At 63.6% G+C, this 26751-nt stretch carries 28 protein-coding genes; 15 read left to right on the top strand and 13 right to left on the bottom strand.

Annotated features, from left to right (window positions below):
• The 3 genes from LZ016_RS05845 to LZ016_RS05835 are packed head-to-tail and all read left to right on the top strand — an operon-like array spanning position 1 to position 6938.
• The gene (locus LZ016_RS05845) at positions 1–4170 is read left to right on the top strand and encodes a translocation/assembly module TamB domain-containing protein (protein ID WP_241446433.1); all 4170 of its coding nucleotides are present in this window, start codon (positions 1–3) and stop codon (positions 4168–4170) included.
• Positions 4171–4217: 47 nt separating this feature from the next.
• Complete coding sequence (locus LZ016_RS05840; RefSeq protein WP_241446432.1) at positions 4218–5636, top strand: amino acid permease; 1419 nt, start codon at positions 4218–4220, stop codon at positions 5634–5636.
• A gap of 3 nt (positions 5637–5639) precedes the next feature.
• Positions 5640–6938 (top strand): MFS transporter, encoded by a 1299-nt coding sequence (locus tag LZ016_RS05835; RefSeq protein WP_241446430.1) that lies wholly within the window; start codon positions 5640–5642, stop codon positions 6936–6938.
• On the opposite strand, the gene LZ016_RS05830 is transcribed toward LZ016_RS05835, so the two are convergent.
• The 3 genes from LZ016_RS05830 to LZ016_RS05820 all read right to left on the bottom strand — a co-directional run bounded on the left by LZ016_RS05830 (position 6935) and on the right by LZ016_RS05820 (position 9606).
• A complete protein-coding gene (locus tag LZ016_RS05830) occupies positions 6935–7858 on the bottom strand; it encodes a PilZ domain-containing protein (protein WP_241446429.1) in 924 nt (307 codons plus the stop codon). The genes LZ016_RS05835 and LZ016_RS05830 overlap by 4 nt on opposite strands.
• Before the next feature lie 42 nt (positions 7859–7900).
• On the bottom strand, positions 7901–9313 hold the full coding sequence (gene glnA / locus LZ016_RS05825; protein WP_241446428.1) for a type I glutamate--ammonia ligase: 1413 nt from the start codon (positions 9311–9313) through the stop codon (positions 7901–7903).
• Positions 9314–9405: 92 nt separating this feature from the next.
• The gene (locus LZ016_RS05820; RefSeq protein WP_241446427.1) at positions 9406–9606 is read right to left on the bottom strand and encodes a hypothetical protein; all 201 of its coding nucleotides are present in this window, start codon (positions 9604–9606) and stop codon (positions 9406–9408) included.
• Positions 9607–9724: 118 nt separating this feature from the next.
• Here LZ016_RS05820 and LZ016_RS15660 point away from each other — a divergent pair, with 118 nt between their 5' ends.
• Positions 9725–10264: a PilZ domain-containing protein gene (locus tag LZ016_RS15660; RefSeq protein ID WP_366512887.1), complete on the top strand. Its 540-nt coding sequence runs from the start codon at positions 9725–9727 to the stop codon at positions 10262–10264.
• A 248-nt stretch (positions 10265–10512) separates the two neighbouring features.
• On the opposite strand, the gene LZ016_RS05810 is transcribed toward LZ016_RS15660, so the two are convergent.
• On the bottom strand, positions 10513–11589 hold the full coding sequence (locus tag LZ016_RS05810; protein WP_241446425.1) for a glycosyltransferase family 2 protein: 1077 nt from the start codon (positions 11587–11589) through the stop codon (positions 10513–10515).
• A 100-nt stretch (positions 11590–11689) separates the two neighbouring features.
• Between LZ016_RS05810 and LZ016_RS15655 the strand changes: the two genes are divergently transcribed.
• The 3 genes from LZ016_RS15655 to LZ016_RS05800 are packed head-to-tail and all read left to right on the top strand — an operon-like array spanning position 11690 to position 13570.
• Complete coding sequence (locus LZ016_RS15655) at positions 11690–12208, top strand: glycosyltransferase family 2 protein (RefSeq protein ID WP_366512886.1); 519 nt, start codon at positions 11690–11692, stop codon at positions 12206–12208.
• Positions 12150–12518: a hypothetical protein gene (locus LZ016_RS05805; RefSeq protein ID WP_366512885.1), complete on the top strand. Its 369-nt coding sequence runs from the start codon at positions 12150–12152 to the stop codon at positions 12516–12518. The genes LZ016_RS15655 and LZ016_RS05805 overlap by 59 nt, the downstream gene beginning before the upstream one ends.
• A complete protein-coding gene (locus tag LZ016_RS05800) occupies positions 12515–13570 on the top strand; it encodes a glycosyltransferase family 2 protein (protein ID WP_241446423.1) in 1056 nt (351 codons plus the stop codon). Before LZ016_RS05805 ends, LZ016_RS05800 begins: the two co-directional genes overlap by 4 nt.
• A 10-nt stretch (positions 13571–13580) precedes the next feature.
• On the opposite strand, the gene LZ016_RS05795 is transcribed toward LZ016_RS05800, so the two are convergent.
• Positions 13581–14216 carry a class I SAM-dependent methyltransferase gene (locus tag LZ016_RS05795; protein ID WP_241446421.1) on the bottom strand — a complete coding sequence of 212 codons (636 nt, stop codon included), beginning with the start codon at positions 14214–14216 and terminating at the stop codon, positions 13581–13583.
• 59 nt (positions 14217–14275) lie between these two features.
• Positions 14276–15130: a polysaccharide deacetylase family protein gene (locus LZ016_RS05790; protein ID WP_241446419.1), complete on the bottom strand. Its 855-nt coding sequence runs from the start codon at positions 15128–15130 to the stop codon at positions 14276–14278.
• Positions 15131–15424: 294 nt separating this feature from the next.
• Here LZ016_RS05790 and LZ016_RS05785 point away from each other — a divergent pair, with 294 nt between their 5' ends.
• The 3 genes from LZ016_RS05785 to LZ016_RS05775 all read left to right on the top strand — a co-directional run bounded on the left by LZ016_RS05785 (position 15425) and on the right by LZ016_RS05775 (position 17966).
• Positions 15425–15952, top strand: coding sequence for a CAP domain-containing protein (locus LZ016_RS05785; protein WP_241446417.1), 528 nt, complete (start codon positions 15425–15427; stop codon positions 15950–15952).
• A gap of 62 nt (positions 15953–16014) precedes the next feature.
• Positions 16015–17013, top strand: a complete 999-nt coding sequence (locus LZ016_RS05780) for a GDP-mannose 4,6-dehydratase (protein WP_241446415.1) — start codon at positions 16015–16017, stop codon at positions 17011–17013.
• Positions 17013–17966, top strand: a complete 954-nt coding sequence (locus LZ016_RS05775; protein ID WP_436286346.1) for an NAD(P)H-dependent flavin oxidoreductase — start codon at positions 17013–17015, stop codon at positions 17964–17966. Before LZ016_RS05780 ends, LZ016_RS05775 begins: the two co-directional genes overlap by 1 nt.
• On the opposite strand, the gene LZ016_RS05770 is transcribed toward LZ016_RS05775, so the two are convergent.
• The 4 genes from LZ016_RS05770 to LZ016_RS05755 form a co-directional block, all read right to left on the bottom strand.
• Complete coding sequence (locus LZ016_RS05770) at positions 17959–18390, bottom strand: acyl-CoA thioesterase (RefSeq protein ID WP_241446414.1); 432 nt, start codon at positions 18388–18390, stop codon at positions 17959–17961. The genes LZ016_RS05775 and LZ016_RS05770 overlap by 8 nt on opposite strands.
• Positions 18387–19532 carry an iron-containing alcohol dehydrogenase gene (locus tag LZ016_RS05765; RefSeq protein WP_241446413.1) on the bottom strand — a complete coding sequence of 382 codons (1146 nt, stop codon included), beginning with the start codon at positions 19530–19532 and terminating at the stop codon, positions 18387–18389. Before LZ016_RS05765 ends, LZ016_RS05770 begins: the two co-directional genes overlap by 4 nt.
• 22 nt (positions 19533–19554) lie before the next feature.
• Positions 19555–20040, bottom strand: a complete 486-nt coding sequence (locus tag LZ016_RS05760; protein ID WP_241446412.1) for a DUF1465 family protein — start codon at positions 20038–20040, stop codon at positions 19555–19557.
• Positions 20041–20136: 96 nt separating this feature from the next.
• Positions 20137–20331: a DUF465 domain-containing protein gene (locus LZ016_RS05755; RefSeq protein WP_241446411.1), complete on the bottom strand. Its 195-nt coding sequence runs from the start codon at positions 20329–20331 to the stop codon at positions 20137–20139.
• A 165-nt stretch (positions 20332–20496) separates the two neighbouring features.
• Here LZ016_RS05755 and LZ016_RS05750 point away from each other — a divergent pair, with 165 nt between their 5' ends.
• Positions 20497–20658: a YdcH family protein gene (locus LZ016_RS05750; protein WP_241446410.1), complete on the top strand. Its 162-nt coding sequence runs from the start codon at positions 20497–20499 to the stop codon at positions 20656–20658.
• Between the two features lie 86 nt (positions 20659–20744).
• Here the strand turns inward: LZ016_RS05750 and dksA are convergent, their stop codons facing one another.
• Complete coding sequence (dksA, locus tag LZ016_RS05745; RefSeq protein ID WP_241446408.1) at positions 20745–21209, bottom strand: RNA polymerase-binding protein DksA; 465 nt, start codon at positions 21207–21209, stop codon at positions 20745–20747.
• A 286-nt stretch (positions 21210–21495) separates the two neighbouring features.
• Here dksA and surE point away from each other — a divergent pair, with 286 nt between their 5' ends.
• Positions 21496–22260: a 5'/3'-nucleotidase SurE gene (gene surE / locus LZ016_RS05740; RefSeq protein WP_241446406.1), complete on the top strand. Its 765-nt coding sequence runs from the start codon at positions 21496–21498 to the stop codon at positions 22258–22260.
• Here the strand turns inward: surE and greB are convergent.
• Positions 22257–22742 carry a transcription elongation factor GreB gene (greB, locus tag LZ016_RS05735; protein WP_241446404.1) on the bottom strand — a complete coding sequence of 162 codons (486 nt, stop codon included), beginning with the start codon at positions 22740–22742 and terminating at the stop codon, positions 22257–22259. The genes surE and greB overlap by 4 nt on opposite strands.
• Positions 22743–22751: 9 nt before the next feature.
• Positions 22752–24719 carry a lytic transglycosylase domain-containing protein gene (locus LZ016_RS05730; protein ID WP_241446402.1) on the bottom strand — a complete coding sequence of 656 codons (1968 nt, stop codon included), beginning with the start codon at positions 24717–24719 and terminating at the stop codon, positions 22752–22754.
• An 80-nt stretch (positions 24720–24799) separates the two neighbouring features.
• On the opposite strand from LZ016_RS05730, the gene dapA reads away from it, so the two are divergent.
• The 3 genes from dapA to LZ016_RS05715 are packed head-to-tail and all read left to right on the top strand — an operon-like array spanning position 24800 to position 26744.
• Positions 24800–25675, top strand: a complete 876-nt coding sequence (dapA, locus tag LZ016_RS05725; RefSeq protein WP_241446401.1) for a 4-hydroxy-tetrahydrodipicolinate synthase — start codon at positions 24800–24802, stop codon at positions 25673–25675.
• Between the two features lie 18 nt (positions 25676–25693).
• Positions 25694–26176, top strand: a complete 483-nt coding sequence (gene smpB, locus LZ016_RS05720) for an SsrA-binding protein SmpB (RefSeq protein WP_241446400.1) — start codon at positions 25694–25696, stop codon at positions 26174–26176.
• Positions 26169–26744, top strand: a complete 576-nt coding sequence (locus LZ016_RS05715; RefSeq protein ID WP_241446399.1) for a DUF2062 domain-containing protein — start codon at positions 26169–26171, stop codon at positions 26742–26744. Before smpB ends, LZ016_RS05715 begins: the two co-directional genes overlap by 8 nt.
• Positions 26745–26751: the final 7 nt, after the last annotated feature.

Genomic DNA, 26751 nt, shown 5'->3' with positions numbered 1-26751 from the left:
GTGTCCGAGATCGCAGTCGCCGAGTCTGAACGTCCGCAGCGGGTGCGCCTGCGCCGGAACTGGGGGCGCCGGCTCGCGATAGAATTGCTCAGCCTGTTCCTCGGCCTCCTAGTGCTCGCGGGGATAGGGCTGATCCTTCTCGACACCGCGCCGGGTCACCGTTTTATCGTCGACCGCATCTCCAAGATCGAGACCGCGTCCGGCCTGCGTTTTCGCATCGGGCGGATCGACGGATCGATCTTCGGCGCGACACGGTTGAAGAATGTCGCCGTCCTCGACAAGCAGGGCGTGTTCGCGACCTCTCCGGAAATCGACGTGGACTGGGCACCCAGCGCCTGGTTCAGGAACTCCCTGCGGCTCGATAAGGTGTCGTCACGCCAGGTGACGCTGGTGCGTGCCCCCAGGCTGATCAAGACCGGGCGCAAGGGGCCAGTCCTTCCCAAGTTCGACATCTATATCGGCGAGCTTTCCATCCAGCGGCTCGAGCTTGCGCCGCAAGTCACCGGCGTTGCGCGAAGCGGCAGCGTCCATGGCAAGGCGGATATCAGGGCGGGACGAGCGATCATCGACTTGCGAGTCGTGATGGATCGCGGCGGCGACCGCCTGTTCCTCAACCTGGATGCGGAGCCCGACGGCAACCGCTTTGACATCGAGGCCCGCGTGAACTCTCCCGCGAACGGCCTTGTCCCGGCGCTGGTCGGAACGAAGCGGTCCATCGATTTCATCGTGACGGGCGACGGCACCTGGACGGCGTGGCGCGGCCGTGCGGCGCTCAACCTGTCCGGGCGTCCAACCGGCCGTCTGCAGCTGATGGCGCACGATGGCCGCTATGGCCTCAGCGGTGCCGTGGCGCCGGCGCCTTTTCTCAAGGGCCGTTTGAACCGGCTGACGGCGCCTGTGGTGAAGGTCACCGGGGACGCAACGTTCAAGGACCGCGTCCTGGACGGCAAGTTGACGCTTGGGTCGGCAGCGCTTCGAGCAGCCGCGACCGGCGCCATCGATTTCGCTGACGGCGCTTATCGCGATCTGCGCTTGGGCGTGGATCTGTTGCGTCCGCAGGACCTGTTCACGAACATGACCGGCCGCGACGTCCGGCTCCTGTGGACGCTCGACGGGCCGTACGCGACGGCGCGTTATTCCTATCGACTGACATCTCCCGCAGTGAAGTTCGACAATACGGGCTTCGTCGACGTTCGTGCGGAAGGGAGCGGCCGGCTTTCGCCTTGGCCGATGCGCGTTCCGCTGCGCCTCTCCGCAAGGGCGATCACCGGCGTGGGCGATGTTGCGGGCGCGATCCTCGCCAACGCGAAGCTCACCGGCATGCTGACCATCACGCCGAAGTTTATCCGCGGTGAAGGACTTCAGCTCACCAGCGCGAAGCTCAACGCCAAGATGGCAATCCTGATCGACCTCGTAACGGGCCGCTTCCAGGTGATCCTGTCCGGCGGTCTGACGCGCTACTTCATCGAAGGGCTGGGCATCGTCGACGTTCAATCCGAGTTGACGGTCGAGCCCGGACCCGGCGGAAAGGGATCGCGGATCGTAGGCACCGGCAAGGCCTGGGTTCGGCGGCTCGACAACAGCTTCTTCGCGAGCCTGACGGGCGGGCTTCCGCGTATTGAAACGCGTCTGGAGCGAACGCCCGACGGCATTCTTCATTTCACCAACCTGCAGCTCTACTCGCCGAAGCTCAGGCTGACGGGCGAGGGGTACCGCAACCGCGACGGCACGTTCCACATCACGGCGCGGGGGCGGCAGGCGACTTACGGACCGCTGCGGCTGGTCCTCGACGGACATATCGAGCGGCCGCATGTCGAACTATTCCTGGAGCGGCCGAACGATACGCTCGGCATCCGCGATATGCGCCTGTTGCTCCTGCCCACCGCCGCAGGGTTCGATTATCGCGCGAACGGCCAGTCGCGGCTCGGCCCGTTCACGAGCAGTGGACGCATCCTGCTGCCGAAGGGTGCGCCCACGATCATCTCGATCGCAGCGCTCGATGTCGACGGTACGCATGCAACGGGCAACCTGCGGGCGGACCCGGGCGGCTTCACCGGCAATCTCGCGATCGCCGGCGGAGGTCTGGATGGGCAGTTGCTCTTCTCGCCCGTCAGCGGCGCGCAGAAGATCGAGGCGCACCTCAACGCTAACCGAGTGACCTTCCCGAATGCCATCGCAGTGCGCGCGGGCCGGCTCGATGGCAGCGTCATCCTGGCGGACGGCCGCACGACGCTCGAAGGCGTCATCGACGCACGAGGGTTCGAGATGAGCGGCATCTCGCTCGCCCGGCTGACGGCCAACGCCAAGCTCGTGAATGGCAGCGGGCAAGTGAGGGCAGCGATGGCAGGCCGTCGCGGCGCTGCGTTCGAGTTTTCGACTTTGGCGAATGTCGAACCCGATCGGATCGAGATCACCGGGCACGGTTCGGTGGAGCGGCGGCCTTTGGTGCTCAACCAGGCGGCGGTCCTGACCCGCTCGGGCGACGGTTGGGCTCTCGCGCCGACGAGCATCTCCTTCGCCAGCGGCAGGGCGGTCCTCTCAGGCCGGAGCGGATCCCTGCCGGAAGTCCACGCCCAGTTGCAGTCGATGCCTCTCGAAGTGCTTGATCTCGGTTGGCCGGACCTCGATCTCAGCGGAATTGCGAGCGGACGGCTCGACTATGCGTGGAAAGGCAATCGCAACGGCCGCGTCGACCTGCGCATCAAGGGGCTCAGCCGAGCCGGTCTGGTGCTCGCGTCTCAACCGATTGACGTTGCGCTCGCCGCCGTCGTGTCGAACAACCAGGCGGCGATGAGGGCCGTCGCCGTTTCGGGCGGGAAGACGCTGGGCAGGGCGCAGGCTCGTTTCGCGCCGATCGGTAATGGTCCACTCCTCGCCGAGCTGATGAACGCGCCGTTGTTCGCGCAGCTTCGCTACGCTGGTGCCGCCGATACCTTGTGGCGGCTGACGGGCACGGAAATCTTCGACCTGACGGGCGGTGTAGCGATCGGCGCGGACATTGGGGGCCGTCTCGTCGATCCGCAGATCCGCGGATCGGTCCGGAGCAACAATGCCAGGCTCGAAAGCGCAATCACGGGAACCGTGATTTCCGACCTCAGCGTCGATGGTCGATTCAACGGTCCGAAGCTCGTTTTCAACAAGCTTCAGGGCACGGCCGGCAGCGGAGGTTCGATCAGCGGTAGCGGCACCGTCGATTTCTCCGGCGGCATCGCGGCGCTCGATCTGTCATTTACCGCGCAGAAGGCGCAGCTCCTGAATCGCGACGATTTGGCGGCTCGTGTCACCGGACCGCTGAAGATCAAATCCGACGCAAAGACCGGGACGATCTCGGGCGACCTTCACCTCGACAGCGGACGTTTCACACTCGGGCATGCGACCGCTGCATCGACTGTCCCACAGCTCCAGGTCCGGCATGTCGGACTAGAGGATGACGAGGTCATCGAGGCCGCGGACCTTCACCCGTGGCGCCTCGACTTGAAGGTCGCAGGCGGCCAGCTCAAGGTTCGCGGGCTCGGGATCGACAGCGTCTGGACGACCAACATCAACGTTGGCGGCACGGCGGACTCGCCGAGCTTCACGGGGCGAGCCGACCTCGTCCGCGGAGACTATGATTTCGCGGGCCGCAATTTCCGGCTCGACCGCGGGGTTATCCGGTTCAGGGGAGAAAGCCCGCCGGATCCGCTGCTCGATATCCGCGCGCTCGCGCAGGTGCAGGGGCTCGACGCAAGCGTCGTCGTGACGGGGACGGGCCTCCACCCGGAAATCACCTTTGCCAGCACTCCGCAGCTTCCCCAGGACGAATTGCTTTCGCGCATCCTGTTTGGGACTTCGATCACGAACCTGTCGGCGCCCGAGGCGTTGCAGCTTGCCAGCGCGGTCGCTGCTCTCAATTCCGGATCCGGTAGCCTGGACCCGATCAACAGCATCCGCAGGGCAGTCGGCCTCGATCGCCTTCGCATCCTTCCCGCCGACATCGCGACCGGCCAGAAGACGGCTCTCGCGGCCGGCAAATATGTGACCCGCAAATTGTTCGTCGAGGTGATCACGGACGGGCAGGGCTATTCCGCCACGCGCGCCGAATATCAGGTCACGCGCTGGCTCTCCCTTCTGTCATCCGTGTCGACGATCGGCCGGACCAGCGCCAACGTCCGCGTCAGCAAGGATTATTGAGCCGCGCCAGCCGCCGTGCCAGAACGGGCGGAGCAGGGGAGGGCTTCATGAAGAACTGGAACGTGCGCAAGGCGGTCGTCGCTCGCGAGGACATGCCTGAAGAGCACCGGCTGAAGCAGTCGCTTTCCTGGCCCCACCTGATCGCGCTCGGCGTCGGCGCCATTGTCGGCACGGGCATCCTGACCCTGATCGGCGTCGGCGCCGGCAAGGCGGGTCCTGCGGTCATCCTGTCCTTCGCGATCGCCGGCGTCATCTGCGCCTGCGCGGCGCTCGCCTATGCCGAAGTCGCTACGATGTTTCCGGCCTCGGGAAGCGCATACACCTATGCCTACGTAGTCTTCGGCGAGCTTCTCGCCTGGATGATCGGTGTCGCCCTGATCCTGGAATATACTTTGGTCGTCAGCGCCGTCGCGGTGGGTTGGTCGGGCTATGCCGCGGGCTTCCTGACGTCGATCGGGCTAGGCTTACCGGCGGAGCTGGTGAACGGCCCGGCACTCGGCGGAATCATCAACCTTCCCGCCATCTTCATCATCTTCGTCGTCGCCGGATTGTTGATCGCCGGAACGCGCGAGAGCGCAACGCTCAACGCGATCCTTGTCATGATCAAGCTGGCCGCACTGGCGCTGTTCATCGCCGTCGCGCTACCGGTATTTGACGCGTCGCACTTCCAGCCCTTCATGCCCTATGGCTTCCCGCGCAGCGGTCCGTCGGGCAGCGAGGTTGGCGTCATGGCGGCAGCCGCCATCATCTTCTTCGCATTCTACGGGTTCGATGCGATCGCCACCGCCGCGGAGGAAGCGAAGAACCCCAGCCGTGACCTCGCGATCGGCATCGTCGGATCGATGGTGCTGTGCGTCATCATTTACATGGTGGTCGCTGCGGCTGCCATCGGCGCGGTCGCGACGACCGGCTTCGCAAACAGCGCGGAGCCGCTGGCGCTGATCCTGCGCGAGATCGGGCAGCCATGGGCGGCCCGCGTACTCGGAGCCTCCGCCGTGATCGCGTTGCCGACCGTGATCCTAGCCTTCTTTTATGGCCAGAGCCGCATCTTCTTCACGGTAGCGCGCGATGGCTTGCTGCCGAGCTCGCTAGCCCGAGTGTCGAGCCGGGGGACGCCGGTCCGCATCACCATTTTTACGGCCGTGGTCACGTCGGTCTTCGCGGGCCTCATTCCGCTCACGGCCATCGCCGCACTCGCGAATGCGGGAACGCTGGCGGCCTTCGTGGCCGTCTGCGCGGCCATGCTGGTCATGCGCCGGCGCGAGCCGAACCGTGAGCGGCGATTCCGCGCGCCGGCAGCGTGGTTCGTCGGCATCTTCGGGATCCTCGGCTGCTTGTACCTGTTCATCAGCCTGCCAACCCGGACGCAGCTATTCTTCCTCTATGCGCAGGTGATCGGGGTCGTGCTCTACTTCATCTACGGGCACGGCGCGGCGGCTCGGGCGCGGGAATCGGGGGCGGCCTGATCCATGGCTACGGCCGTCATGTCCGACCGGGAAAGCACGAGCAAACGCGTCCGGGACATTTTGGGCGGGTCGGCCGGGAACCTCGTCGAATGGTATGACTGGTACGCCTACTCGGTCCTGACGATCTACTTCGCGCCCGTCTTCTTCCCGAAGGAAGATCCCACGGCGCAGCTGCTCAGCGCCGCGGCAATTTTCGCGGTCGGCTTCCTGATGCGGCCGATCGGCGCCTGGATGATGGGCATCTATTCGGACCGCCATGGCCGGAAGTCCGGCCTGACGCTGTCGGTCGCGCTCATGGCCGGCGGATCGCTGATGATCGCGCTGGCGCCGACCTATGCGACTGCCGGATGGATCGCGCCGATGGTCCTCGTGCTCGCGCGCATGTTGCAGGGCTTGTCGGTCGGCGGCGAATATGGAGCGAGCGCGACCTACCTCTCCGAAAAGGCGATGCGGAACCGCCGGGCCTTCTGGGCAAGCTTCCAGTACATCACCCTGATCGGCGGCCAGCTCCTGGCGCTTGCCGTTGTGGTGCTGCTGCAGTCCACCATGCCCGACTCTGAGGTTCAGCGGTGGGGATGGCGGCTGGCGTTCGGGATTGGTGCCCTGCTCGCGTTCGGCGTCTATTTCCTGCGCGCGAGGCTGACGGAGACGGAATCCTTCGTCAGGCTCGGCACCGATCGTGCGCGCTCATCGATGATCGAGCTGTGGCGCAATCATCCGCGCGAGTTCCTGATCGTCGCTGGGATCAGCGGCGGAGGCTCGGCGGCCTTCTACGCCTACACGACCTACATGCAGAAGTTCCTCGTCAACACTAGCGGCTTCTCGCGCCCGACCGCGACGATGATCATGACGATCGCTCTGGTCGTCTTCATGCTGATCCAGCCGTGGTGGGGAATGGCTGCGGACCGCTGGGGCCGTAAGCCGATGCTCTACATCTTCGGCTTCGGCGGCGCGCTGGTCTCAGTTCCGATCTACAGCGCGATCGCGGTAGTGGAAACGCCGCTCACGGCGCTCGCCCTGGTTCTCGTCCCGCTCGTGATCCTTGGCGCCTACACGTCGATCAGCGGTCTCATCAAAGCGGAGTTGTTCCCCGCGCACATCCGCACTCTCGGGGTGGCTTTGCCCTATGCGGTCGGCAACACGATCTTCGGCGGCACTGCCGAATATGTCGCCCTCTGGTTCAAGCAAGCCGGGATGGAGAGCGGCTTCTACTGGTATTTGTCGGCCGTGATCGGAATGGCCGCAATCGGTTTCCTGATGCTTCCCGAAACGAAGACCGAAAGCCGGATCCTGGAAGACTAGCGCTTCAGGAAGCCTTCCAGCTCCGAATGGAGTTCCGCGATGGAGCTGCGGCTCCACTGCGTGTGCCAAGGCGAATCGTCTTCCGCGACGTCGAGGAATCCGGGCACCGTCCAGCTGTGCGGCGTGATTTCGGGCCGCGCGTTCGCGAGGCACTTGATATCGAAGAGTTTCGTGAAGCGAAGCCCGACCTGGTCGCCGCACGACCACATGACGGACGCGAAGAACTGGCCGGCCGCGTGCAGATCCAGAAGCACTTCCGCGCCGACCGGATAGTCGACGGCGACTTCGACGAGCGCACCGCCTTCGGACACGTTGCGCAAGCGGACCGGATTGCTGTCGTGGGCGTAGTGCACTTCGCCCATCCAGATCAGCGGGTGGCGCTTCTCATCGCGACTTCCGAGATCCTCTTCGGGCTCCGCTTCCGCAGCGTCCTCGAGAGCTTCGAGGTAGATTTCCTGATCGTCGAAGCTGCGCTTGATCACCGACAGCAGGATTTCCGCGCGTTCTCGCGGATCCGCCTCGATTTGCGTCTCATGCGCGAATTCGAGGCCGATCAGATCGCCTTTCAGCCAACGCACGGCGGCATCGAGACTGAACGTGTCGCCAAGCTGGAGCTGGATGATGTCCCACAACTTCGGGCCGAAGTCGGCGCGGATCATGGCGCCGCCCGACGACAGGTTCACCAGCTCGACATCATGCTGTTGGCCGTCGTAGCGGACCGTCGCCGTCTCTCCAGTGAGCCGGTGACGGTCCTTTTCGCGATGATTCCCGCGCCGCGTCTCCGAGCGCGAAACCAGGACGCTTTCAAGGGCATCGCCGTCGCCCTGGAGGCGGCGGTTCTTGTCCTCAATTACGAGCGGCGGTTTCTCCCCGCGAAGAATGGACGCTCGGAAGCTGTTACGCGGGATTTCGACCGACATGCTCCGTCTGGTAACTGATTGAAGTTACCAAAGAGTGTGTGACTATCCCGAGTAGTACATGTCGAACTCGACGGGGCTCGGCGTGGTCTCCCAACGCATCACTTCGTCCCACTTGAGCTCGATGTAGGCGTCGATCTGATCGTCGCTGAAAACGTCGCCCTTCGTGAGGAAGGCGCGGTCGTTCTGCAGGTTCACCAGAGCTTCGCGGAGCGAGCCGCACACCGTCGGGACGTTCACCAGCTCCTGCGGCGGCAGGTCGTACAGGTTCTTGTCCATCGGATCGCCCGGGTGGATGCGGTTCTGGATGCCGTCGAGACCGGCCATCAGCAGCGCTGCGTAGGCCAGGTACGGGTTTGCCAGAGCATCCGGGAAGCGGAACTCGACGCGCTTGGCCTTTTCGCCCGCGCCGTACGGAATACGGCAGGAGGCCGAGCGGTTGCGCGAGGAGTAGGCGAGAAGCACGGGAGCCTCGAAGCCCGGAACCAGGCGCTTGTAGCTGTTGGTCGTCGGGTTGGTGAACGCGTTCAGCGCGCGGGCGTGTTTGATGACGCCGCCGATGAAGTACAGGGCGGTCTCGCTGAGACCCGCATAGCCATTGCCGGCGAAGAGGGGCTTGCCGCCCTTCCATAGCGACATGTGGGTGTGCATGCCCGAGCCGTTATCCTGGGCGATCGGCTTCGGCATGAACGTGGCCGTCTTGCCGTACGCCTGCGCCACCATGTGCACGACATACTTGTAGATTTGCATGCGGTCCGCCGTCGTGACGAGCTCGCCGTAGGTCAGGCCAAGCTCGTGCTGGGCGGCCGCGACCTCATGGTGGTGCTTGTCGCACGGCAGGCCCATCTCGATCATCGTCGAGAGCATCTCGGCGCGGATATCCTGCGCGCTGTCGACCGGCGCGACCGGGAAGTAGCCGCCCTTGGCGCGCGGACGGTGGGCTAGGTTGCCGCCCTCATATTCTCGGCCGGTATTGGTCGGCAGCTCGATGTCATCGATGCGATAGGACGACGCGTTGTAGCTGTCCTCGAAACGCACGTCGTCGAACATGAAGAACTCGGCTTCCGGTCCAACGTAGACGGTGTCGGCGATGCCGGTCTGCTTGAGATAAGCTTCTGCGCGCGTTGCGGTCGAGCGCGGGTCGCGGGCGTATAGTTCGCCGGTCGAAGGCTCGACGACATTGCAGAACAGGACAAGCATCGGCGTCGCGCTGAACGGATCGACGTAAGCGGCGTCGAGGTCCGGCTTCAGGATCATGTCGGACTCGTTGATGGCCTTCCAGCCGGCGATCGAGCTGCCGTCGAACATGAAGCCGTCCGTCAGCTGGTCTTCGTCGATCAGTCCCGACGCCATGGTCAGGTGCTGCCACTTGCCCTTGGGGTCGGTGAAACGGAGATCGACCCAGTCGAGCTCCTCGTCCTTGATGCGCGAAAGGATTTTGCCTGCGTCCGAAGCCATCATGCCCTCATCTGAAAATGATTCGCCGCGATTGCGGTTCGCGCACACCGATTCCCGAATGGTTCCCAAGAGTCAGGAGGGGCGTGAACTTTTCACGAACCTGATCGAGACTGCTGGAAGTCGGGCGGCCAGCGCTGGACCTTCCGGTCACCGCACCAAAGCTCCATCGCGAGATGGCCGCGGTGCGCCTCCGCCGCTTGAGAGGCTTGGCCGTCCTCATTCGCGAACACTTCGACGAAGGTCGTCACATGGCCGCTGAGCTCATCCATGAAATAGAGCCGGTAGTACGGCATAGGCTCGTTCCAAGAAGCCGGGACCTCCGGTGCAAAGAATACACCGATTCGCTGCCGGAACGAGTTAGGTCATATCAGGAGCGGCGTTCCCCGATGAGCTACGGGAAACAATACGGGGATGGCCATCGGGAAAGGGACTGAAAGGGAAAGGGTCCTTGTCAAAGCCCAAAAATTCGCGGTTAAAGCGGATTTCATCCGAATTGGCGGCAACCCATTAACCCCAACTTGTTTACTAACTTGGATTGGGTGGGGACATGTTTGCGGGTCCCATTTCATGCTGAGATTTGGAAGGCGAGTGGACGCCCCGGAGGGCTGTCGCAAGGCACAGCGAGAGCCGGCCCTGTTGGCCGCTGCGTTGCTGACACTGGAGCGCTCGCACGCCGTAGAGATCATCGAAGTTTCGGCCGCGGGAGCCCGGATCCGTGGCTGCGGCCCCGTCTCACTCGAGCAGGATCTCTGGCTCAAAGTCGGCACGATCGACGTCCTCGCGACGGTGGCCTGGATTGCCGACGATCTTTGCGGAGTGACGTTCGAGCGGACGTTGGACGAGGAGGAGCAGGCGCATCTCCGTCATGAAGCCAGACACTCGCTGGTAACCCGGCTGACGCCGGAGGAACGGCTCGCGGCGCTCGACTGGAAGGCCTGTACCGCCCGTTAACTGCAAGCTTACCGGAATCCACCTTACACGGAGCACGGCTCGGCATATCTCCGCTGGCCTCCTGTGGCGCGACGCGCCGACACATGCTCTGTTCGAACCTTAGTAACCGGGCCGGGGGGTCCTAGATGGATTATCGACTGTATTTTGTGCGCCAGGGGCGCTTCCACGACGTCGTGGACATCCACGCGGCTGACGATGAAATGGCGCTTCGCCTGGCTGAACGGGAGGCGGGCAGCCTCGCCGCCGAGCTATGGTGCGGTGGCCGGCGTGTCGCGAATCTTCTCGGGCGCGAGGCCGCGTAGCCGGAAGCTGGTCTTTCGCGGCAGTCGCCATTCGACGGTGGGCGCTTTCGCTTCGGACTGAGCAGCCAGATTTCTGCCGCCGGCGATGCCTTTCAGCGCCAAGCGCAACGCACCCGGGCTAACTGAGCCCAAGGTCGTCCACCCCAATGCGAAGAGGGTGCGCAGGTTCGGCTGAAGCTTGCCGCGGCGCAACAGGCGCCCAAGCAATCTCGGTCGATGGCCGGACCAGAGGACCACCGATCCCCGGGCCTGGAATATTCTCGGATCGAGCCTGCGAGATTCGGTGCTTTCCGCCAGCAGATCCTCATAGTCTCGACCTTCGTCGAGCCGTGCGAGGCAGCGATACTCAAGGTCAACTGCACGTTCGACACGGTCGGGATCGCACTTGATCCGGGTGCTGCTGCCCGACTGGCGGTGCTCGTACAGCGGCTCCGACATCGTAAGAACCTTCGATAATGAAGCCATCCTCAGGAAAAGATCGAGGTCTTCCCAGTAGACGCATTGATCGCGATAGCCGCCGATCCCGTCGAACAGTTCGCGACGGAACATGATCGACCCGTGAGGGAAGGGCGCGAACCAGCCGCTATGCCGTAGACGCCATGGATCGGGACCTCGAACCGTCCGTCCTTGATCATCGATGACGTGGCAGAGCGTACCGACGAGCCCGGCGTCGGGTCTGTCGGTCAGGACCCTAAGCTGGCGCTCCAGCCGTTCGCGATGGGAGATGTCGTCCGCATCCATTCGCGCGATAAGCGGGCCCTTGGCTTCGCGAACGACGTAGTTCGAGCTTGCGGCCGGACCGATGTTCCGCTTGCCGACGTGAAGCCGGATACGGGAGTCTTTCCCCGCCCAATGACGCAGCCGCTCCGTCGAGCCATCGGTGGACCCATCGTCGAGGATGACGAATTCAAAGTCGCCGTGCGACTGGTTGAGAATGCTCGAAACGGCTCCGTCGAGATGTGGCATCGCGTTGTAAACCGGCATGACCACGCTGATCGCATCGGTCCGCGATTGAAGAAGCATCTGTCGGGTCTCGGCACAACAATCGGAGCGAGCTGCTCCACGTCAGGAGTGAAACACAAAAGTCTTTGATTAAGCAACGCTTGTGCCACAGTGACTCCGAATGGCTGATCAGGACCCAGGCACCGATTTGGATGCCGCGGTGGCGGTCGTGATTCCCTGTTACCGCCAAGCGCATCTGATCCGCGGCGCAATCGAGAGCGCTCTTCTTCAGAGCGTCCCTCCGGCCGAGATCATCCTCGTGGACGACGGGTCGGACGATGATCTGCAGTCCGTTGCCTGCAGCTATCCGCAAGTGACGTTTCTTCAGCAGGGGAATCGGGGTCTGGCCGCAGCCCGCAACGCTGGTCTTCGCGCTGCCGCCAGCGACAAGGTCATCTTCCTCGACGCGGACGACCTACTTCTCCCGGATGCCGTTGCGTCGGGTCTCGCTTGCTTCAGCGCGTTTCCCGATGCGGGCTTCGTTTTATGGCGGCTTCAGAGAGGCAAAGGACGACGAGCTGTCCGAGCGGCCGAGTTCGCCGCTAACCCGCAGCGATCTTATCCGATGCAACTGGATCGCCATGATCGCCAGCGTCATGTTCGATCGCGACAAGCTCGTCGGCATCGGCGGCTTCAATGAGAACCTCGGCATGTGCGAGGATTGGGATGCTTACCTGCGCCTCAGCCGGCGCTATTCCTTTGGATGCCACTCCAATATCGTCGCAACCTACGTCAGGCATTCCGGCAACATGTCCAACGCCGTTCCGAAGCTAAGGAAATGGATCCGGACGGTTCGCAAGCTCGAGAAGGCGCGTGGACTTACGATCGACGAGATGGCGGCTTGGCATGAAGGCGAAGCCGTCTGGCGGTCATTCTACCCGCGGCCGGCTCGCGACCCGGTCTTCGTGCGCGTTCGACGTCGACTTGCTCTGATGGGCTGGGCCGCGTGAGCCGCGATCTAGTCTCGGTAATTGTGCCTGCCTGGAACGCGGAAGCCACTCTGGGTGCGACGTTGGAATCGGTGGCCGCGCAGACTCACACGGAACTCGAAATCATCATCGTCGATGATGGGTCGGAGGATGGCACTGCGCAGATCGCGGAGCGCTTCACCAACAGGGATCCGCGAGCGCGGCTCATCCGACAAAGGAATGGCGGCGTCGCTTCAGCACGCAACATCGCGATTGCTCACGCTCGTGGCACATGGATTGCCCCCATCGATGCCGACGACCTCTGGCACCCGACGAAGATCGCGAAGCAGCTGGACGCGGTTCAGAGCGCGCCGGTCACTTCCGGCTTCGTTTACTGCTGGCACCGTTCTCTCGACGCGGACGGCAATATCGTCGGCTCAAGCGCCCGTTGGCCGATCTCGGGATCGGTGATGATGCGGCTCTCCTATTTGAACTTCGTTGGCAACGGGAGCTCGCCTCTTTTTCTGCGTGACGCGGTGGTTGCCGCCGGGGGATACAGCGAGGCACTTCGGGCGAACCGGGCGCAGGGGTGCGAGGACCTGTTGCTGCAGCTTCGAATCGCGCGGCAATATCCGGTCCTCATCGTTCCGGAGCATCTCGTCGGTTATCGAGTGCGCACCGGCAGCATGTCGCGAGACGTCGGCCAAATGGTCCGCTCGCTCGATTTCACGCACCAGCTTGTTGCTCAGGATGGCGAACATGCTCCGCCAGCGGTGCAGCGCCGTGCTCAAGCCATTTTGTACATGTGGCTCGGACAGTCGGCTGCGGCGGCAGGTCACTGGGGCACCGCGATTCAGGCACTTGTACGTGGCGCGCTGATTGACCCGGCTCGCGGAGCCGTTTTCGGCGGTTATGCGCTCAGCCGTGTCGTTGCCTTTGCTCTGAGAGGTGGCCGCCGCAGCGACGCGGGACCGCCATTTCTTGTGGTCGAGCCCGCCGAGGACTTAAGCTCCCGCCTGTCCATTCCGCTGCTTGTAGATCGCTTCGATCATCACAGGCTGCAGCAACTCAAGCGCTCGGAACTGCCGCTCTGATGCCCCAGTTTCATGCGCGAGCCCGCGCTGCCACGATCACCGGATAGGAAGGGTCGGTCAGTTGCACCTTGTGCTTGCTGACCTCCTCTAGCGCTGCGCCATGCAGGAAGGCCGTGGCTGCATAAAGATTGCCGTACGAGTAGATTTTGACCTCCGTATCGTCGAAGTGCGGCTGCAAGAGCAAGCCAAGCCCAGTCGCGCTGAACGACCAGCACCACTGCGACCCATCTGCCTCTGGCGGCAAGGGTGAGATGCCAGGGGCCGTGACAAGCAGGGTCCCGCCAGGCCGCAGCGAAGCGCGCAACTCTCCGAGCGCCGCCGCTAACTGAGGAATGAACTGAAGCGTCTGCGTCAGGATGATGCAGTCGAATGTGGACGCGGGCAAAGCGCCCCTTTGCATGAGGTCGCCGAAGATCGTCGCATTGGCGTTCGCCGAGTCGATGTCGAGAACGTCTCGCCTAGTGACGCGCTCGCCCCCGAAGCGTCGGGAGTAAGTGTCGTCCTTGATTTCCAGCACATGGCCTCGAACCAGCCCCGCGTTCGCGGACAGGAACGCTTCAATATAAAATCGATCGACGGGCGTGCCGCGGCCAAACCCGTAGTGCTTGCACAAAGGCTGCGAACTCGCCGCACGCCCGACAGACATTGAGAGCCTGCCGTGGAGGTGTCGAAGCTTCGAGCGCGCAAGGCGATAGAGCGCCATCTTCATTCGTGCCCAAGGACTCGAGCGAGGTCGGCCAGTTCCCAATTGCCGACTTGCATCCTGGGCAATCGCAACGCCGAGCTGCCTCGCGTGACGGTGCCGTTTTCAATCGTGCACGCGCAGACGAAGCCCGCTTCGCCGACCAGTCTTTCGCTCTCCAGATCGCGATCGCCATAGGGATAAGCGAAGGTCTTCGGCGCTCGCCCGAGTAATTCGGTGCAACGCTCAACGCTTTGCACGATCTCGCGCCTTTTCTCCTCACTGGACAGGCTCGGAAGGGACGGATGCGTGAGCGCGTGCGAACCCCATTCCAGCAAGTCGGAACTTCGAACGCGTGCCTCCGATGGAGTGATCGGTCGTAAATTCTCACGGACGATCGGCTGCACGCCTGATTGGTCGCGAAGCGACTTCATCGCAGCATCGAGCTCGGTAGGGGTCTTCAGGCGGAGGCACGACCAAAGGCGGTGAAAAGCTGTTTGCCGCTGAGTTTTCGGCTGCGATCCGAAACGCCAGTCGCGATCCTGTTGCGACTTGGGGCAGAGAGCAACGGTCTCACCGTCCAGCTCTAACGAAACGCAATCGCTCGTCAGAACTATGCGTTCCAGTTCATCCCACCAGAACTCTTGCTGCCGTTCGAGAAGGTCGGCCGGCACGAAGATCGTGGCCGGCAGTCCGAGACGTTCGAGGACTGGAGCAGCCACCTCGACTGCGGCCGCATAACCGTCATCGAAGGTCACTGCCGTGGCGGTCGCAGGTAGTTCTCCGTTGCGTTGCAGATGGGCAAAATCGCTCAGCGGCATCACCGTGCGCTCGGCCGCCAACCAGTTCATCTGTTCTTCGAACAGCCGAGGGGACACGGCCAGACCCCACGGGTCAAACGCTTCTTCGGATATCCGGTGGTACATTAGGATCGCAGGACCTCGCAGATTACGGGAGAGTCCGCTCACGACACGACTAGCTAGCGTGCGCCAAGTCACCAGCCCGACTTTCTGACTGCGCAGCTAACCACCATTCGCTCGGCATAAAGAGATCGCCAGTTATCGCCAACCGGAGTCACCGCAGCGATGAACGGTGGGCGCAGGCGCCTGAACCCGTTCCGCATCCCGGCACGGCTCCATAGGTTGATTCCGCCGCTCAGGGGTGGGGGTACCATGCTTAAATCGTTTTTCGCGAACGCCGCACTCGGTATGGCTTTTGGCGTGGGCGCCTCCGCACAAGCGGCGAGCTATCCATCAATCACGCAATTGGCCGCTTCTCGTATCCTTGCCGCGCATAATGCCGAGCGGGCGCGAATGGGTGTCGCGCCCTTGCAGTGGGATCCGATGCTTGCAGCTTCGGCGGCCGCGTACGGCCCGACGCTCGCTCGCCTGGGCCGGCTCCAGCATTCGCCGCGCTCGATCCGCCCCGGCCAGCGCGAGAATCTTTGGATGGGCCAACGGGGACGGTTCAGTCCCGAGCAGATGGTCGGCGCCTGGTCGGCGGAGAAAGCCTATTATCGCCCAGGACTGTTCCCGTATGTCAGCCGGACCGGCAATTGGTACGACGTCGCGCACTACACGCAGATGGTGTGGCGCGGCACCACCCACGTCGGTTGCGCAATCTATCCGTCCCCCCAGTGGGACTATCTGATCTGCCGTTATTCGCCTCCCGGCAATCAGGACGGTCGCCCCGTCACCTGACCGCTCTGCGGCGCACAATTTTTCATTCGCCTAACGGCCTTGGCACCGGCTAAGTCGCTTGCATGACGGTTCTCGTCACGGGGGTGGCTGGCTTCATTGGCTCTACGACCGCTCGCGCGCTTCTGGCGCGGGGCGAGCAGGTCGTCGGCATCGACAATCTCAACGATTATTACGATCCGGCGCTGAAGCGCGCCAGGCTCGATCGGCTGAGGAATGACTTCGGCGATCGCTTCCGCTTCGATCAACTCGACTTCTCGAACGCCGGGGCGCTGGAAGAACTGGGACGATCCTCCGACTTCGACCGGATCGTGCATCTCGGCGCGCAGGCCGGCGTCCGCTACAGCCTCACCAATCCGGAAGCCTACGCACAGTCGAACCTCGTCGGGCATCTCAACATGCTCGAGCTCGCACGACATCGCGGCTCTAGCCACTTCGTCTACGCATCCTCATCGTCGGTTTACGGCGGCAACAAGAACCTGCCGTTCCGGGTCGAGGACCGTGTCGATCATCCCCTCTCGCTCTACGGTGCGACGAAGAAGGCGGATGAGCTGATGAGTGAGGCTTACGCGAGCCTCTACAAGCTGCCGTCGACCGGCCTGCGCTTCTTCACCGTTTATGGACCGTGGGGACGGCCGGACATGGCCATGTGGATCTTCACCAAGGCGCTTTACGCCCGCGAACCCTTGCCTTTGTTCAACGGCGGCGAGATGCGCCGCGACTTCACCTACATCGACGATATCGTCGCCGGCATTGTAGCTTGCCTGGACTCGCCGCCCGCGAACGACGGCGAGCCGAAAGCGGGCGGCAGCCATGCGCCGCACGCGCTATACAATATCGGAAACAACCGCAGCGAAGACCTGATGCGCGTCGTCGAGCTGCTGGAACAGGCGACCGGCGTGAAGGCGCTGATCGATCCGCAGCCGATGCAGCCGGGCGACGTACGCGACACGTTCGCCGACATTAGCGCCATCGAGCGCGACCACGGCTTCTCACCAGCCACGACCATCGACGAGGGCGTTCCGCGCTTTGTCCAATGGTATCGCGAATTTCACGGGGTCTGATGCTTCCACCCATCCTTCAGCGCCTGCGCCTGCCGGTCATCGCAGCACCGCTTTTCATCGTCTCGAATCCGAAGCTGGTCATTGCCCAGTGCAAGGCCGGAGTGGTCGGAAGCTTTCCGTCGCTTAACGCACGGCCGGCATCCCAGCTCGACGAGTGGATCCACGAGATCACCGAGGCGCTCGCCGAGCATGATCGGGATCATCCGGATGCGCCCTCTGCGCCCTTTGCGGTCAACCAAATCGTCCATCGCACGAACGACCGCTTCGAAGTAGACATGCAGGTCTGCGCGAAGTGGAAGGTGCCGATCGTCATCACGTCGCTCGGTGCGCGCGAAGACCTCAATCATGCGGTTCACGACTGGGGAGGGATCACGCTCCACGACATCATCGACGACCGCTACGCGCGGAAAGCCATCGAAAAGGGAGCGGACGGGATCATCGCCGTGGCGGCCGGGGCAGGGGGACACGCAGGCCGCTGGTCGCCCTTCGCGCTCGCCCAGGAAATCCGAAAATGGTTCGATGGTCCGCTCATTCTCTCGGGCGCCATCGCCACGGGCCGCGCCGTGCTCGCAGCGGAGGCCATGGGAGCGGATTTCGCCTATATCGGCTCGCCCTTCATCGCGACGCCCGAAGCGCGCGCGACCGATGAGTACAAGGCGGCGATCTGCGCGGGCGGAGCGGCGGACATCGTCTATTCCAGCCTCTTCACTGGTATTCCGGGCAACTATCTGCGCAGTTCCATCTCGGCCGCCGGGCTCGACCCCGACAATCTCGAAAGCGGAACTCCGGCGGATATGAAGTTCGCTTCGGCTTCGGGCGCCAAAGCCTGGCGGGATATCTGGGGTTCCGGTCAGGGCATCGGCGTGATCGACAAAGTTCGCCCCGCGGGCGAGCTGGTTGCCCGCCTGGCCGAGGAATATCGAGCAGCGAAAGCTGCGCTCTGCGCTAGCTGATCGCTTCGAGCTTCCTGCGCCAGTCCGGAGGAATGTCGGTCGGCCGGCGGCTGGCGCGGTCGACGACGACGTGGACAAACTCCCCCTCGGCAGCCGCTGACCCTACGCCCGCCGCGAACACACCGATACGATAGCGGATGCTCGATCGGCCCAGTTGTCCGACCGCAAGACCCACCTCAACATCTTCCGGGAAAGTCAACGCCGCCGCGTAACTGCAGCGGGTCTCGACGACCAAGGCGATGGGATCGCCGTTCGCAATGTCGAGCATGCCTTGCTCGACCATCCACGCGTTTACGGCGCTGTCGAACCACTCGTAATAGACGGTGTTGTTGACGTGTCCGTATACGTCATTGTCCGCCCAACGCGTCGTGATCTTGCGCCAGACCTTGAACTGCGAGCGCGTCGCCGCCGGCGCTCGGCTCACCAGGCGGCCTCGTAGAGCCGCTGGGCATCCGCCTCCGTGATCTCGCACGGATTGTTCACCAGCAGCCGGGTCTGCTTCATCGCTTCTCTCGCTAGCATCGGCGCTTCCGCGACATCGATGCCGTAGTCGCGCAGGCGGGGGGCGATGCCGCTCTCGCGCACGAGTTCGTCGAGGCGGTCGATCAGGAGCGCGACACGGGCTTGGCTCCCTTCCGCCTCGCAATCCGGGACCACGATTGGTGCGAGCTCGGCGTAATGCTCGCGGGCGGCCTCGGAATTGTGCTGCAGCACGTGGCGCAGCATCAGCGCGTTGGTCACGCCGTGAGGCAAGTGGTGAAGCCCACCGAGCGGATAGGCGAGGGCGTGCACGCCAGCGACGGGCGCGTTCGAGAATGCCAGCCCGGCGAGATGCGCCCCAAGGAGCATGGCCTCGCGCGCCGCGATATTCCGCGGTTCCTCGCAGGCCGTCATGAGATTGCCGGTGAGCAGCCGCAGGGCCTTGCGCGCGAGTGCATCGGATAGCGGGTTCTTCAGTCGCGCAGACGTGTAGGCCTCGACCGCGTGGACGATGGCATCGATACCCGTAGCGGCCGTCACGCCGCGCGGAAGTCCGACGGTTAGTTGCGGATCCAGAACGGCCCAGTCCGCAGTCAGCGGCCGCGCATTGACGGCCAGCTTCACGCCGCCGTCACAGGTGATCACCGAGATTGGCGTCGCTTCGGAACCCGTGCCGGCAGTCGTCGGAACGAGGACGAGCGGTAGCCGCCGGCCTCTCGCGATATCCACGCCCCATATTTCGTCCAGCACATCGCCGGACCCGAGCAGATATGCGGCGAGCTTGGCCACATCCATCGGGCTTCCGCCGCCGAACCCGACGACCGAAACCGCGCCCGCTGCGCGGCCCGCTTCGACGGCGGCTTCCAGCGTCGCCCGCGAGGGATCGGCTTCGACCTTGTCGAAGACCGTCGGATGCCGACCCGATACTTCGAGCGCTTCGAGTGCGGGCTCGGCCAGTCCGAGCGCGATCAGCTGTTCGTCGGTTACGAACAGGCACGGGCCTTCCGGCAGGAAATCGGCGATGTCTGTAGACTTGTTGGGACCGGCGCTGAGCCGCGGCCCGGGATGGAAAGTGAAGCTGCGCATCGCGCAACTTCCTTAGCGTTGCTTAGCCGAAATTCCCACCGAGGCCGCGCTCCAGGCGGCCCATGAGCGCGCGGGCAGGGCTGGCCGGCAACTCCTCCATGACCACGCCTTCGTCGATGCGCTTGATGCGGGCATAAAGGTCGCTGCTCGCCTCGATCAGCCGGCGCGCTTCCTCCGGCATCTTGGCCACAACCTCGGGATCGCTCTCCTGCGCATGACCAAGGCGCCTCTCCGGACGGCGGCCGTCCTGGCCCTGAATCTCGCCGGTCTCTACGGCGCGCTGAGTGAGCAGCCAGGCAACGATGTGCATGATGCGCGTCGTCACCTTCAGCGACTCGCAGGCGAAGCTCACCCGGTCGAAGGGCTCCAACGTCAGCCGGTCGTCGCGCCCGGCATCGTCGAAATAGGACCGGGCCTCGTCCGCCAGCAACATCGACTCCGTATAAAGGGAGTCGATCAGGCGCGACGTGATCCGGATCTCGGGCTGTGGGATGCTCGACTCGTCCATCAATCTATCAGTGCCATTCTTGCCGTCGGCTGGAAACGCTTGAGAAAGGCGCCTGCCGCCCATTTCGCCCACAAGGTCCCGTTCCGGGACGCTCGCTCATGCGATGATGTCCGGCGTGTGCTGGTTAATGAACAGCTGGATTTGATCCTTCAGGAGCAGCTTCCGGCGCTTCAGGCGCGCGATTTCCAGCTGGTCAGTGATGCCTTCGGACGAAAGCGCTGCGATCTCGTCATCAAGCCGTCGGTGCTCGGCCCTCATGGTCTCCAATTCGACCCGGATTGTCTCGTCCATCACGTTCCAAACTAGCCGAGTCGGAGGGCGCCGTCACCGCCCAACTGGAGCGACGAGGCGCGGGCTGAGTCGGTTCAATGGACGTTTTGGATGCGAGACAAAGCGTCCGAAAAGTGTTTTACTCCTGACGCTGTTCAGTCGCTTTCAAGGAAAGGAATGGCACCGATGGACAAGGCACATGTCGAGGAGCTTGAAACGCAGCATGCGGCTCTCGCGGCACAGATTGACGAAGAAGAGCACCGCCCGCTTCCCGACATGATCAAGCTGCACGATCTGAAGAAAGAAAAGCTCAGATTGAAAGACGAGTTAGCCGGCCACTTCCACTAGAAGGGTCGGTTTTTTAATGCGCTGGGCGGCCGAAGCCGCCCGGCGTCTTGTTGCTCAGGACGGTCCCCAAACCGTCCCAAGCCCCCTCAATCGTCGCGAGAAACCTTTTCGACACGCTCGTGGCGCTCTTGCGCTTCAAGCGTCATCGTGGCGATCGGCCGCGCTTCCAGGCGACCGAGGGAAATCGGATCGCCCGTCACCTCGCAATAGCCATATTCGCCTTCGTAGAGCCGGCGGATGGCACAATCGATCTTGGCGATCAGCTTGCGCTGCCGGTCGCGGGTACGAAGCTCGATCCCCCAATCGGTCTCGCTCGACGCGCGGTCGGCGATGTCCGGCTCGCGGAGCGAGTCGACCTGGAGCTGCGCCATCGTCTGGCGCGACTCCGCGATGATGTCTTCTTTCCAGTCCTTCAGCTTGTGAAGGAAATACGCCCTGTGTGCGTCGCACATGAAATCGTCATCGTCCGAAGGCCGATAGCCTTCAGGAAGAATGATCCGATCAAATGGTATCGGTTGCCCGCCGTACAGGTCGACAAGTGCAGTCGCCATTACAACCCTCCCGCTCAGACCAGCGCGCGCCCCATGCTCGCTGGCACCCCCGTATGCACCACCTTGAGCTGCACGGACCCCCCGAGCAGCCGGAGGTGGATTACATAGACTTTACCAAGACTTACGTCTGGTTCAGCCGGTTTAACCCCACCTCGCCTATAATTACGGCTGAAGAGCTTAACAAGCGCTGTCGAACGCACTGTTCTGAATCGGGAAATCTGTTGCCGAATTAGCGCATTAGCCTCTGCCGGTTGCGGGTCCCGCCGCCCTCCCGCATAGGCCGGCAATGCGAATTCTTCTCACGAACGACGACGGGATCAACGCGCGCGGCCTCGATTTGCTCGAAACGGTAGCGCAGCGATTCTCCGACGACATCTGGGTCGTCGCGCCCACTGAAGAGCAGTCGGGAGCGGGGCATTCCCTGACCCTGACGCAGCCAGTGCGGGTCAGGCGGCATGACAATCGGCGATTCTCGGTGACCGGGACACCGACCGACGCGGTCATGATGGCGCTCGCCTACATCATGAAGGACTCGCCGCCCGACCTGATTCTCTCCGGCATCAACCGGGGCGCCAACTTGGCCGAGGACGTGACATATTCGGGCACCGTCTCGGCGGCGATGGAGGGCGCGCTAGCCGGCGTCCGCTCGATCGCGCTGAGCCAGAGCTATTCGCGCGAGGGCATGGGCGACACGGTTCCGTTCGCCGCAGCGGAGGCTTGGGCCGAGAAGGCGCTCGCGCCGCTCATTGAGATGGACATGGCGCCGGGCACGCTCGTGAACGTCAACTTCCCCGCGCTTCCGCCTGAGGAAGTGAAGGGCGTTCGGGTCTGCCGGCAGGGTATCCGCGACTACGGACGCCTCCGGATCGTCGAGCGCACGGACCCGCGCGGCTACACCTATTTCTGGTTCGGTCTCGCGCCGGTCGTAGAAACGCCCGGCCATGTTACGGACTTGGAGGTGATCGCCGACGGCTATGTCTCGGTTACGCCGCTCCACCTCGACCTGACTCACGACCGCTCGCTCGACCAATTGCGAGCGCGCTTCGCCTAGCCACGGTAGCTGATCGCCATCACCTCGTAGCTCTTCTCGCCCGACGGAAGGCGAACGATTCGTTCGTCGCCGACACGCGCACCGATAAGGGCGCGGGAGAGCGGGGCGCTCCAGCCGATTCGGCCGGCGGACGCATCCGCCTCGTCATCGCCCACGATGGTGAGCGTACGGCGATTGTCCTCCTCGTCGGCAAGTTCGACCGTCGCGCCGAAGCGGACCTGACCCCGTGATCCCTGCGCCCCCGGTTCGACGACCTTCGCGGCCTTCATGGCCTTGGCGAGATGGCCGAGCCGGCGGTCGATCTCGCGCAGTTTCTTTCGCCCATAAATATAGTCGCCGTTCTCCGATCGATCGCCGTTGGCGGCGGCCCAGGAGATTGTCTCGACGAGCTTCGGGCGCTCGACAGCGAACAGCTCGTCATATTCCGAGCGGAGCTTGGCAAAGCCCGCGGCAGTGATGAACCGCGGTTGAGGCTGGGTCATGCGCGCTTCTTAGCCCGGAGCGCTCTTTCCGAGGAAGCGGGACACGTGAACCGTCCGCGGCGGGCTGTGCGGATTCATCCGGTCGTAAACAACGCTGTTCTCGATGACCCGCTGCACATAGGCCTTGGTCTCGCTGAACGGGATCTGCTCGATCCACTGCACGACGTCCTTGCGCCCACGCGGATCGCCGTAGCGGTTGACCCATTTCCCCACATTGCCGGACCCGGCGTTGTAGCTGGCAACTGCGAGCGGAACGCTGCCGTCCCAGATGTTCATCATGCGCCGGAAATAGGACGTGCCGATCGAGACGTTGTACGAAGGATCGGTCGTCAGGCGGTAGCCGTCATAGCCGATCCCCATCTTGCCGGCCTGCTCCCGCGCGGTGCCAGGCATCAGCTGCATCATGCCGCGCGCCCCTGCGTGGCTCACCGCGGCACGGTCGAAAGAGCTTTCCTGGCGGGTGATGCCGTGCGCCAGCGACCACATCTGCGCGTCGCCGATCTGCGTCTGCAGCCGCGGGTAGGCGGTCTCGACGTAGAAGGCATTGCCCTTCACCCGAGCCATGCGTGCGACCCAGACGCCGATGTCGTCGCGTCCGATCTGCTGGCCGAACTGCGTGGCGAGGACGCGCTCGGGGTCCGTGTTGAGGGATTCCGCGAGTGCGCGGACAAACAGGGTCTGCTCATCGCGACGGCCCTGCTGACCCGTGATCCGCGTGGCCTGGACAAGGCGGCGGTTGGCGAACTCCGTCCTTTGCGCCGGGCTTACTGCAAACGTCGGCAGTGGTCCGGGCGCCGGAACCGTCCGCCCGAGCTGTTCGAGCGCGAGCTGGCCGTAGAAGAGCTCGGGGTAGGCGGCCGCGCGCTGGAAATAAGTCGTCGCCTCGGTTCCGCGCCGTGCCGAAAGCGCAGCCCGGCCGGCCCAGTACAGGCCCTTCGACAGCACCTGCAGCGACTTGCCGCCGCGTGAGTAGCGGTCGAACATGGCCATCGCATTGCCCGGCTGATTGAGCCCGCTCCAAGCAGCTGTTCCGCCAAGCCACATCAGCGTCGTATACTTGTCGCGAATGTCATAGGGCTGGTCGCCCATGTCGACGGTGGAGTTGATCACGTCGTCGGTCTGCCGTGCGATGTTGTAGGCGAGACTCCACGAGCCGCTCTGCGCCGCGCCATCTGCGAGCCCGATCTGCATATCCAGGAACCGCTCGGGATCGGCTGGCCGGTACGTGAAATTGTGGTCGCGGGCGAAGAGTTGACGCGCCGCAACGTCCCAGTTCGCATCGCGCAGGTAGCGCGCACGATCCATCATCAGGCCAGCGTCGGTGGTGACCTGCCCAATGACCGCTTGGTAGCGACTTTCGGCATCCGGCCAGCGGGCCTGCAGCGCAACGCGTGCCGTGAACGCCCCACGCCGGGCCGGCGAGGTCATCATCAGGAAGCGCTGGGCGTCGGTCGGGTCCTTCGCGAACAACAAAGCGTCGGTCCGCCGGTCATGGTCCTGCACCGTGAAGTTGCGGCCGTAGCGGGCGAGAATGGTCTGCTCGTCGTAGGCGCTGAGATCGGCCGAGGCCCACGCCAACCTAGCGGCTGCCAGGGCTTCGGCCGTGCGCCCGGTCGAGCTCAAGGCATCGGCGAGGCGCGCGTAGCCGTTGCCGGTCTCGGGCTGCTTCGTCGAGAAGAACGCCAGCACCACGCCGGCATTTTCGCCGGGGCGCATCGCCTTCTCGGCCCAGCCGCGCAGCTTGTTCTCGTCGGGCCAACCGGGGTTCGCGTTCAGAAAGCGCGCATAGTCGCCGAAGGTGTAGCCGCTGCTCTGACGCAGGCGGCGCCAGTCGTTCAGGGCCAGCCCAACGCTGTAGCCATAGGAAGGCGCCGGGGTTGCGGCCGTCTGCACCGGCGGCGCGTACGGCGATTGCGTGGATGCAGCCGTCGATGTGACGAGCAAGAGCGTTAGTGCGACACCTCTCATGCTGGACATTGTCAGGCCGCCCTCCTTATCAGTCCCTGAACGCTCGCGAGTATCCACTTCGACGAGTCTCTCGTGAAGGCAAAAAGTTCATGTTTTACGGGTCGATACCGGCACTGGTGACACCTTTTTCCGGCAACTGTGTCGATGAAGACTCACTTCGCGAGTTCGTCGACTGGCAGATCGCCGAAGGTTCGAACGGCCTGGTTCCGTGCGGGACCACCGGTGAAGTCGCGACGCTGACGAACGAAGAACAGCACGGCATCTTCCGGCTGGTCGTCGATCAGGTGAAAGGCCGGGTGCCGGTGATTGCCGGCTGCGGCAGCAACTCGACCGCAACGAGTCTGGAGCATCTGAAAGCTGCGAAGGATGCCGGTGCCGATGCGGCTCTGGTCGTCGTGCCGTACTACAACCGCCCCAGCCAGGCCGGTCTCGCCGCGCATTTCCTCGCACTCGCAGACGCATCGGCCCTTCCGATCATCGTCTACAACGTACCTGCGCGGACGGTCGCCGACATATCGGTCGAAACCCTTGCCGAGATTGCGAAACACCCGAAGATCGCAGGCATCAAGGACGCGACCGGGAACCTCGCGAGGGTGACTGCGCAGCGCCTGACCTGCGGAGATGACTTCATCCAGCTCTCCGGCAACGACGATATGGCCCTGGGCTTCAACGCCATGGGTGGCACGGGATGCATCTCGGTCAGCGCCAATGTCGCGCCGCGCCTTTGCGCCGAGTTCCAGACCGCCACGCGGGAAGGCCGCTGGGATGATGCGCTGAAGCTGCAGGATCGGCTCTATCCGCTGCACGCGGCCTTGTTCTCGGATGCCTCGCCGGGGCCGACCAAATACGCGCTCACCCGGGTCAGGCCCGGCTATCCGGATGCATTGCGTCTGCCATTGACCGGGGCCTCGGATGCGTCGAAGCGCGCAGTCGACAAGGCCTTGGAGCATGCCGGGCTGATTTGAGCCCCTATATAGGTTGACGTGTCCAAGCCCCTCCCAGCACCGTTCGACAAAAAGAAGGTCGTCGCCGAGAACCGGCGCGCGCGCTTCGACTATTTCGTCGACGATCGCGTCGAAGCCGGGATCGCGCTCGTCGGGACGGAAGTGAAGTCGCTCCGCCACGGCGAAGGGTCGATCGCGGAGAGCTATGCGACGGTCGAGGGCGAAGAGGTGTGGCTGATCAACAGCCACATCCCCGAATACAGCCACGGCAATCGCCTGAACCATGAGCCGCGCCGGCCGCGGAAGCTGTTGCTCAAAGGCCGCGAGATTTCGAAATTGCAGGGTGCTGTAGCTCGACAGGGGCTAACGCTTGTTCCGCTATCCATATATTTTAACTCGAGCGGAAGGGCCAAGGTCGAACTTGCCCTGGCCAGGGGCAAGAAGGTGCACGACAAGCGCGACACAATCAAAGAGCGCGACTGGAAGCGTGAGCAGGGCCGGCTGTTGAGGGCCCGTGGCTGATCTCGCGACCACCGTCCGTGCTTTCATGGCCAAGCACGCTCCTTCGCGCGAGGAGGTGCAGAACAGCCCGCTGTTGAAACCGTTCGGTCAGCGAATTCGTAATTCAGAACTGTGGCGCTTTACGCGTCGTTCGGTGCCGCGTGGCGTGGCGATCGGCCTGTTCGTCGGCATCTTCCTGATGGTTCCGGGGCTCCAGATCGTTGGAGCAGCGCTGGTCTGCATGGCCCTGCGCGGCAATGTCGCGATCGCCGCGGCGATGACCTTCCTCTCCAACCCCGCGACGACACCTTTCTTTCTCGTCGCCGCAGTGAACGTCGGCAACCGCCTCGGCTTTCACGCCGACCTGACGACCCTGAAGGTGTTGTCCAGTACGCATGCCAGCATCGGACGCTGGTTCGACTGGCTCGTCTCCGACGCGGCCCCGGCGATGGTCATGGGACTAGTCGTGATCGCGGCGCTCTTTGCGTTCGCAGGATATTGGGTGTCGCTCGTCGGATGGCGCTGGTGGGTCGGGCGTAAGTGGTTGCATCGGCGGGCTTTGGCGCGGGAGGGCGCGCCGGCCGAATAGTATCTTG

It is taken from the genome of Sphingomonas telluris (assembly GCF_022568775.1).
In the GTDB taxonomy this organism is placed as follows: Bacteria; Pseudomonadota; Alphaproteobacteria; order Sphingomonadales; family Sphingomonadaceae; genus Sphingomicrobium; species Sphingomicrobium telluris.
The sequence above is the reverse complement of the archived record's forward strand: the minus strand, read 5'-3'. Positions and strand labels throughout refer to the sequence as shown.